This is a genomic window from bacterium (assembly GCA_030247525.1).
GTDB lineage: Bacteria > Electryoneota > JAOADG01 > JAOADG01 > JAOADG01 > JAOTSC01.
The window spans coordinates 19,436-28,727 of the sequence record JAOTSC010000026.1; the positions used below are offsets into that span (position 1 = coordinate 19,436).

The 9,292-nt window shown below is 49.1% G+C and carries 6 protein-coding genes; 4 read left to right on the forward strand and 2 right to left on the reverse strand.

Annotation, left to right across the window (positions count from 1 at the left end):
- Positions 1-30: 30 nt before the first annotated feature.
- Positions 31-3,750, reverse strand: coding sequence for a C25 family cysteine peptidase (locus OEM52_04160; GenBank protein MDK9699330.1), 3,720 nt, complete (start codon positions 3,748-3,750; stop codon positions 31-33).
- A 323-nt stretch (positions 3,751-4,073) separates the two neighbouring features.
- Between OEM52_04160 and OEM52_04165 the strand changes: the two genes are divergently transcribed.
- The 4 genes from OEM52_04165 to OEM52_04180 are packed head-to-tail and all read left to right on the forward strand — an operon-like array spanning position 4,074 to position 8,846.
- Positions 4,074-6,164 (forward strand): UDP-N-acetylglucosamine--N-acetylmuramyl-(pentapeptide) pyrophosphoryl-undecaprenol N-acetylglucosamine transferase, encoded by a 2,091-nt coding sequence (locus OEM52_04165; protein MDK9699331.1) that lies wholly within the window; start codon positions 4,074-4,076, stop codon positions 6,162-6,164.
- Positions 6,161-7,285 carry a phospho-N-acetylmuramoyl-pentapeptide-transferase gene (gene mraY / locus OEM52_04170; GenBank protein ID MDK9699332.1) on the forward strand — a complete coding sequence of 375 codons (1,125 nt, stop codon included), beginning with the start codon at positions 6,161-6,163 and terminating at the stop codon, positions 7,283-7,285. Before OEM52_04165 ends, mraY begins: the two co-directional genes overlap by 4 nt.
- Before the next feature lie 5 nt (positions 7,286-7,290).
- Entirely contained in the window at positions 7,291-8,079 is a 789-nt protein-coding gene (locus OEM52_04175; protein MDK9699333.1) for an ABC transporter ATP-binding protein, read from the forward strand.
- A gap of 5 nt (positions 8,080-8,084) precedes the next feature.
- Positions 8,085-8,846 carry an ABC transporter permease gene (locus tag OEM52_04180; GenBank protein MDK9699334.1) on the forward strand — a complete coding sequence of 254 codons (762 nt, stop codon included), beginning with the start codon at positions 8,085-8,087 and terminating at the stop codon, positions 8,844-8,846.
- 263 nt (positions 8,847-9,109) lie between these two features.
- Here the strand turns inward: OEM52_04180 and OEM52_04185 are convergent.
- On the reverse strand, positions 9,110-9,292 hold a 183-nt coding region (locus tag OEM52_04185; GenBank protein ID MDK9699335.1), incomplete at its 5' end, for a hypothetical protein.

Consider the following 9,292-nt stretch of genomic DNA (forward strand, 5'->3'; position numbering starts at 1 on the left):
TGCCGCCCCCAAAGATAAATCGAAATTTGCTTAACGCAAGTAGATGAGTTTCTGCTGTTGTAGATAGCTGCCAGCTTGGACGCGCAGGAAATAAACCCCACTCGAAGCCCCAATGGCATTCCACCGTAGTTCGTGGTTACCGGCTTCTAACTGTCCCGAATACAATCTCGCAACTTCTCGACCAGTTAAATCGTACACCGCAGCCGTTACTACTTGTGAACTCGGCAACGACAACATTGCGGTAGTTATCGGGTTGAACGGATTTGGATACGCTGGAGATAATGCGATTTGCTTTGGCAGTTCATTCGCCGGAGAATTCGCACCCAAGAACGAATCGGGACGACGAGTTGTAAAGCGAATCGCCCGGTTGGAACGCAAAGTATCGCAACCCGGTAATGGCTGCTTCGCATAGGTTACATTCAAACCATCGGAATGATGCCAGTTCATGATACCAACAGTCGTATAGTTGTTGGTAACATCGACATCCGATGCTTGTTGATACATAATATCGATATCGTTGTCGCCGTTCGGTCCGGTTTGATTGCGATAGATAATCACTTGAAAACGCTGTGCAACCCGGTTTTCACCTTCGATACCATACCGTGAGAAGGAACGGCCCCACTGGAATATCAAACGTCCCGTAGCGTTATCGAACCAATGCCAGACTTTTACACTGTCGGTAGTAACCGGGTCACCTGCTGTCTGAATACCTTTTAAATCGTCCCAATTAGCGGCAATCATTGCACTTGGTCCCTGTGCATTCGGCATCGGGTAGTTGTAGAAGTCGATTTGCCATGTGTTCTCAAAGCTAACCCAGCCGTTCGAGCATACGGTTATCGAATCGGCATGAATATCTCCATAGAATCGAACCGGGAAAGGTAGTCTCAGTTTGAAATTCGCATCGTCATCGAGCCAATGAAGTGTACCTTGACCCCCTTCCGATGGGTCAATGGAAGTCCACTGGTAGGTCGGGCGAGCAGTGTAACCGGTATCGATATCCTCGTAAGCATAATAGCCGTAATGATCGGGACCGGCGGGCATCCGAACGGCACGGGTACCGCAGGGAAGATTAAACTGCGCCAATGCGTAAGGTTGGTTGTTTGTGTTGTTAAAGAGAATTCGCAACGGAATCACATGACCAGCGATAATCGTTCCCGATACTCGCACTTGGAAATCGACATTAGCCATCGCATTGGGAGCGATGATTCCATTCGCCGCTGGTTGCTGGGTAATGGTTAACCCATTCGAGAAAGTCGAAACATTGATCGTACCTGCCGGTACTGCTGAAGAACCTTCGTTCTTGACTACCGCGCGCACCGTTGCCGTTTGACCCGGATTCAGCGAACCGGATAAGACCGAGAAACTCTCAACGATTGGGAAAATAAATCCGGTTGGCATCGCAAAGTCACGATTACCAGTCGCAAAGGTCAATCGCATCGGGAAAGGATTCCAATTGCTCGTGGCGATTACACGAATCCGGAATGTCAAAGTTCCCGTACCGTTCGCAGCAATCGTCGCTCCGGCGTTAGCATTGTTCACAACAACGACCCGGTCGGCTGCAAGCGAGGCTAAGGTTGCCTGAGAGTTGGCGGAGGCGGAACTCACATTCTTGATATAAACAGTCAGATCGGCTTCTTCTCCCGGCTCGGGACGACCGTTGTTGCCATCGCTCAGTCGAACGGAATCGACCCGAAATGCTGCGCCAGCTCCTGCTCCACAAATGAAGTGCTGTGTCATTGGGCGATAGTTACCACCGCGTACCGATACTTTCACTGAGTCGCCTTGATTAGCACGCATATTTAACGTTGCATAACCGCTGCTATTCGTAGTTCCAACACTTTGATAAAGATTATTCCCCACCAAAACCGAAACGACTCGATCAGATAGCGGTTGACTATTCAATGCATTTAACGCACGAACAGTAACCGTCGACATACCAGCATCGATAGTGCTCGGGAATTGTACAGTCATATCATTGGCATGACGTACCCAGAACTGCAAAGAAGGGTCGCCGAGAATATTGTAATACTTGAAGTAGGCATCCGTATAATCAGGCTCAAGCGGATACGAACGATAAAGCTCTAACTTGGAACGAAGTGAAATAAGGCCAAATTTATCGAGACCTTCCTCCAACCAACCTTGCATGAATCCGCCCAACATTGGATTGTTGTAACGGGTATTGGTGTGAAGGTGCGATGCGCCGAAGAATCCGGGGCCGCCGCGCCAAGTCGCTTGCGGACTAGCGCCGGTTTCGCACCACGCTTCGCCAAAGCACTGACCGCTGACCGTTTCAGCGTTCGCGCCGAATGCGCCAGTTTTACATACGATCGAGATAAATGGTGCTGAAAAATAGCCGGTTACTGTAGAAATATCTCCAATCCGTAACCGTGGATATAACGGTCCGCCCGCATCGCCCCAGCCCCGATAAAACACATAGGATTTACCTTGGCTGATCAGACCAGGAATGTCGCCAGGATAGGTCGGTGGATAGTAGCTTTCTTCGACGTAATAGCCGTGACTTCGTAACAAATCGGCTGCCCACCGTGAATTCATCGTTGGAGTAATCGGTGGGGCACCAGCATCGGAAAAGTTACCTGCGAAACATAACACGCTATCGGCAGCATGATTACGGAAATGCGGATCGTTCTGATGTAGAACGGTACGCCGCATGTACGTTGTCCATTGAATAATGTCGCTTCCTGAGAACCTTCCAATCAACGCTTCCGGCCATTGATCGGTTCCGCTTAATGTGACATAGGTATGATCGGTACATACATATTCATCGGTAGAACCGGTCGCTAAGAATCGATAGGTTGGAATCTGGTATTGAGCGCTGCCACGGTCGGCATCGCCTTGTAACAACACATACTCTAATGGAATTTCTTCGCTGGCATATAGTGAACTAATAACCGTCTTGATTTGATCAGCTGTTGTCCATTGAGTGCCAGTGCCAACGGTACGGACGATGACGTTGTAACCTTCTAATCTCTTCCAATTGGCAAATGCATTGAAAGTAGCGTCTAAATTCGTATTAGCTGCCCGAAGAATTAGAAAAGTGCCGGGTCGCCACAACCGCGAACGTCCGATTGAGAAATCGTCGTATCCTATGAAGAATGTGCGATATAAGTTATCCCATGAGGCGAGAATCGGTTTGTCGAGTGGCTCACCAATCGTATTTGCGGTAACTCGAATACTCAATTCCTGTACCGCCTCGATCGATCCATCCGCCAACTGACGTACCGGATACACCGTTACCGGAACGACGCCGAAATCGCGAAACACCCCCGGTGTACCAACCACTACTTGTGGTTGATCCTGGGTAGACATCGTTGCATTCACGGAAAATTCGGGATCGACCACCCGGGCAATCGAAGTGCCGAGGGTCGAAACGGGTATGTTTCGAGCATTGACGATTGATGCCGTCGCACTTGCTGTCACTGCGGAGTTAAACGGAAGAAATACCGTGAGACTGGTGATATCGGGCGAACCGACCGGAGCCTGCGATTCCGATGCACCGCCCAGCTCAATCGCCACACCGTTACTTCGGTTCGATACGGTAAATCCTTCGATTCGTATGGTAAACGTCGCCTCTAATGCGCTACGGCTCGCGATCTCGATTTGTGGCGCAATATGCGATGCATTCGGGTCAAAACCGCTTTGCAGGGAGTAGTAGCGGGATGCCGGGGGGGGTGCGCTGGCAAACGCAAGCATGGTAAGCAACATACCAAACAGCCAGAACGTACGTTTCATGAGTTCCTCCTCATCGTTAACCGTGCCGTTGAAACAAAACGTTCCACGACCGATTCATCTGTGGAATTGGTTGTGTTTTAAACAAAGACTTACACTCGAAGATAATACGCAATCACTCCAAAAGAAACACTCCGAACAGTGGAAAATAAGATTTACCAAGATAATCCAAAACCTGTCAGAAATGGGCAAAATGTATCAAATGGGCAATCAATTGCTTTCCGCCAAATCTTGGAGATAGGGTCGCATTTTCTTTAAAGAGTTTGTCAATGGCAAAAGCTACCTTGAAATATTGAAGAATCTATTCCATTCGTTATATTCTGGACATGACAACTGGTAACCGCAAACACAAGATCAAGATACTACTCTCCGGGGGAGGAACCGGGGGACATGTCCAACCAGCCTTGGCTATCGGTGAGGAAGTTAAACGGTTACAACCCGATGCCGATATTCGTTACACTGGTGCCGGTACTCCTGAATGCGACATCGTTTCGCAGATTTTTCCGTTTGTTGCGCTTTCAGCCGTCGGAATGCCTTCGATTCGATCGTTTGCCTTTCTCAAATTCGCATGGACTGTTCTGCTTGGTACACTCAAAGGGGTTTTGTTTGTTTTACGGTTTAAACCCCATGCACTGTTTGCCACCGGAGGGTTTGCCTCCGCTCCAGCTGTATTTGCAACAGTGATAGTGTCTCGCTTACATCTGCTCCTTCGAAAAATCCCGATTTATCTGTTTGAACCGAATGCCGAACCTGGACGAATGAACCAATTGGCGGCGCGTATGGCGGATCGCATCGCGGTAGTGACTGAATCCGCCCTCCGCACAATGCCGCAGCCAACCGTTGTCGTAGAAGGGTATCCCGTCCGTTGGGAGTTCCGGGCGGTTGATCGTACGTATGCTCTTACCAAATTGGGATTACCGGAAACTGCCAAAGTGGTTCTTGCTTTTGGTGGCAGTATGGGCGCGCGCACCTTAAACGAAGCCGTCGTAAAGCTTTGGAAAATCATGAGATCCGATCCATCGCTTTACTTTATCCATGCGGTCGGGCGGCGGGAATCGTTCGATTACCACGCTGTCGAGGAGACCGAAGCGCTGGCGCGAGAACAGGGTGTGGCTGAAGATACCCGGTACTTACGGGTACGAAGTTTCGACGATATGACGATTCCCTACTCGGCGGCGGATATTGTGATTACCCGCGCCGGAGCGGGAACCCTTGCCGAAATCTGTGAGCGGGGTTGTGTATCGATTATCATCCCGAAATCGAATCTTCCTGGTGACCACCAAGCTGCCAATGCGATGGTGCTCCAACAAGAGTCTGCCGCCGATGTTATTTTCGAGCGAAGTAAAATTACCGATAATCACGAAGTACTTGAATGGGTAAATCACGAAGAGCTGGCGGCACACCTCCGCTGGTTGCTCGGAGATGCTGCAAGTCGAGAAAAGATTCGCTCCAATGCTTTACGTATGGCGACACCCAACGCTCGCAGACTAATCGCTACCAATCTAATCGCATTAGCCAACAGAAATTATACTGAAGTAATTAAGCCGAATCGGAGTAGTGAAACAAGCACGAATTGGAAGAATTCACCAATCGGTCTCACTCCGTCTGCGCTACGCGCCCGTTTGGAAAAAGAGCTATCGTTTTATTGGAGTGACTTACTGCCAGCACGGGTATTGGATTTACCGGAAAAGCCGCTGCCGACTATGGAAATGCGCGACCGGATCGAAGATCTTTCTTATTACACCTATCGCGGCAATGCTCTTCTGTCGGCAGGAAGTTGGGAAACCCGTAACGAAGGAATCAAACTCACCGCGTTGTGCGCTGACCGTTCGGTTTTACCGATACTTTACGCATGGATCGAAGATAGGCGACCAGTATCGAAACTTGCCCGAAGGTTGGGCGGTGATTTTCAGACAGTAGGATTTTTACGGCGAAATGCGGTAGCTGCCTTGCCCGCTTTCAATTGGTGGGATGAAACAATTCTCCACACATTGGAATCGGCACTCGATGACCCCTATTGGGAAGTACGTACTGCCACCGCGAAAACAATGACCCGGTTGCCCCCTGACACACCGCCACTAATGCGCGATTGGATGGTGCAGTCTATAGTCAAAAGATTACCTACCGAGCGTAACTATGAAGTGCGTGCGGCGTTTTGGTTAGCGCTCGGAGAAATATGTCCTGCTTTGCCGCCAGCCGAGTTGATACACCTTGATTTGATTCATCGTAACGACTTGGTCCGGACGTCGTTAATGTTGGCGCTCGAGCGATTGGAGCTGCGCGGTATCGGGCTATCTGACGAGTATGCTGATTTCATCCACCGGGAGCTGTTGTTGACAAGCAGTCAATTTGTACCGAACTTCCTTTTACGACGAGCGGCAGCCCGCTTTATGACAGCCCATCGGGAATCGCGATGATATACTGGTTAGCAACAATTGTTTCAACAACAATTCCGGGATTAGGTTTTTTCCGGATTGCCCAGTTTATATCCTTTCGTTCGATTGCCGCGGCATTAACAGCGCTCCTTCTCGCAATCTGGTTAGGTCCCCGCTTCATTCTCTTTTTACATCGGCGTGGTTTGCGTGACGTCCCGAAAGGGTTTACTGTCGGAGATGCCGAATCGAAAAAAGGTACACCAGTGATGGGTGGTTTGCTTACAGTGATTGTTCTACTCGGCTCGGCACTACTTTGGTGCGATCTATCTAATCACTTTATCCAAGTACTCTTTGTTGCCACCCTCTTTTTTACATGGATGGGAGCTCGTGACGATATCGGCAAAATAAAGCAAGGACGCGGGGAGGGGGGGCTGTCTCAAGTCGCCAAACTGGCGTTGCAAGGTGCGTTCGGTATCGCCCTCGGGTGGTACATCGGTTACTCCGAATTTTCCCCATGGCCCGATGTGTTTCGCACCGAGATTTATCTCCCCTTTGTGAAACCGGCGATCTACGGTGGCATCGACATCGATCTCAAATGGTTCTACATTCCCTTTGTCGTATTAACGATGATGTTTATCTCGAATTCGGTGAACATCGCAGATGGTCTCGACGGGTTAGCGATTGTTCCTTCATTAGTAGCCGCCGGTGTCTTTAGTTTTCTCGCTTATGTGATTGGAACCCGCGACGAAGCCTTTTACTTGTTATTCCGCCACATCATCGGCACCACGGAAATCACGGTGTTTTTAGCTGGATTCGTTGGAGCAGGGATCGGTTTCCTCTGGTTCAATTGTTACCCTGCACAACTTTTTATGGGCGATACCGGTTCCCTCTCATTGGGTGGAATCCTTGCTACTACGGCAATTCTATTGAAGCAGGAGGCAATGTTTCTCTTTGCTGGAGCATTTTTCGTGGTGGAAGGTCTGTCGTCTGTCATTAGTCAGAGAATTGGTCATGAATGGCTGGGACGACGATTAATCTCTCGTGCGCCGTTGCACCATGCTTTCCAACATGCCGGGCTCTCCGAACCGAAAGTGGTTGTTCGGGCATGGATTCTCTCGATACTCGCTGGGCTACTTGCCCTCGCAACTCTGAAAATCCGGTAATAGAAATGTCATTAGCGATCTACACCAGCGAAATCACAAAAGTGTTTCCCGGCAAGCGTAAAATACCACCGGTTACAGCACTCGATGGTCTATCGTTTTCAGTAAATCATGGGGAGCTGTACGGTCTGCTCGGTTTGAATGGTGCTGGTAAATCGACTGCAGTAAAAATTCTAACAACTTTGTTACCACCTACTTCCGGGAAAGCACAAGTGCTCGGATTTGACCCGATTACCCAAGGCAAACTTCTTCGTCCAAAAATCGGCTTAGTTGCGCAAGCGGTCTCTTTGAACGAACATGCAACCGTCCGCGAGAACTTCGATTTATTTGGAAATCGTTATCCTGAGGCGAAGGCGAATGTTGCGACAGAACGCGATATTCTCGCCGATGTTTTCGAGATTACGGAATTCATGGATCGCGGTGTTCGTGAGTTGTCCGGGGGAATGCGTCGAAAGGTCGATGTCGCGGTTTCCTTATTGCATCGCCCGGAGTTGCTGTTTCTCGATGAACCGACACTGGGACTCGACGTTCCCTTCCGCCGGAACCTGTGGCAGCATCTAAGCCGGGTAGTGAAAGAGCGTAACATGACGATTCTATTAACCACACACTATTTAGAAGAAGCCGACCGTATCTGTAACCGGGTTGGCATTATCCATCAAGGAAAACTTGTTGTTGAGGGAACACCCGGCGAGTTAAAGGTTGCACTTGCGAACACTACTGGAGCTGAAGTTACCCTCGACGACGTCTTTTTGCATTACACCGGTGTTTCGCTAGCGGAAGAGAAAGAAGCGGCATAGTGGCAATGCAACAATTCATGACCGATGTTTGGGCAATTGCGTGGGATCGACTACGGTCACAGCTTCGGGTTCGGGTTTGGATTGCGATGGAGTTCATCGAGCCGATAATGTGGCTGGTACTCTATAGCCAATTGTACACCGATCAAGTAACAAAGTCGTTTTTGGGTTCACAAACTTATCTCGATTATTTCGTACCCGGTTTGATTGTAATGGGGTGTTTCTTTTCCGCCTCCTGGTGTGGATTAGCGCTTTTGGATCGGATGCGCTCCGGGTTTATCAATCGACTATTGGTAACGCCAATTTCTCGCATGGCAATCGTACTGGGGTACTCGGTTGCACTCATCATTTCGCTCTGGTGGCAAATTGTTGTCATCATGATAACTGCCGTCGTGCTGGGATGGCGACCACCATTGTCCATCGAGTTGTTCGGATCCATCATTATTGTTACAACTTTAATAGGATTAGCATTTAGCTCGCTCTCATTTGTTCTGACATTCATCGGACAAAACGAAGATGCCATAATCCCGGTGCTGAATTTTGTTCAACTTCCGATGTTATTCCTCTCGGGTATTTTTCTACCGTTGTCAGTATCACCAGTTTGGGTTCAGTGGGCGGCTCAATTCAATCCGTTGGGGTGGGCACATCACTCGTTAACGTTGCCAAATCAACCGGATGGCGTCGTGGCAATAGGTTGGATCGGGGTCTTGTTCCTCTTCGCTCTGGCATGTCTTTGGTTAGCATATCGTACGATACGTCCGCTCAAGTAAACAACCATCGATACTAAATATGGGCGGGAAATCATCCCCGCCCATTAAACAAGCTTCGCGTTTACTTCTGTTTTAGCTCCTCGACCGGAATCACTTTTGTCGGAACGCTGTCTTGCTGTTTTTGGACTTGCTGGGTATTGCGCTCACCCGGAGCACAAGAGTTCGCCATTCAAGTCGAAACACCGAAACGCGGCAAAATCCATCGCTGCAAGGCAAACCATGCAATAAAAAATATGATGATCCAAAGCCCATCACTCATCCCTTTACTCCATTTCATAGATTCTCTCCCATTGCAGAATGATACGTAACTCAAGCGCGATTAAAAAGTTACTCAAACCACGACTCATCATTATTCGGTTGCATAGCAAATAATAAGAAAAGGGCGCATTGCTGCGCCCTAATCTAACTATATTGGTATTCGATTGATTATCGGAGCAGAACCAGGT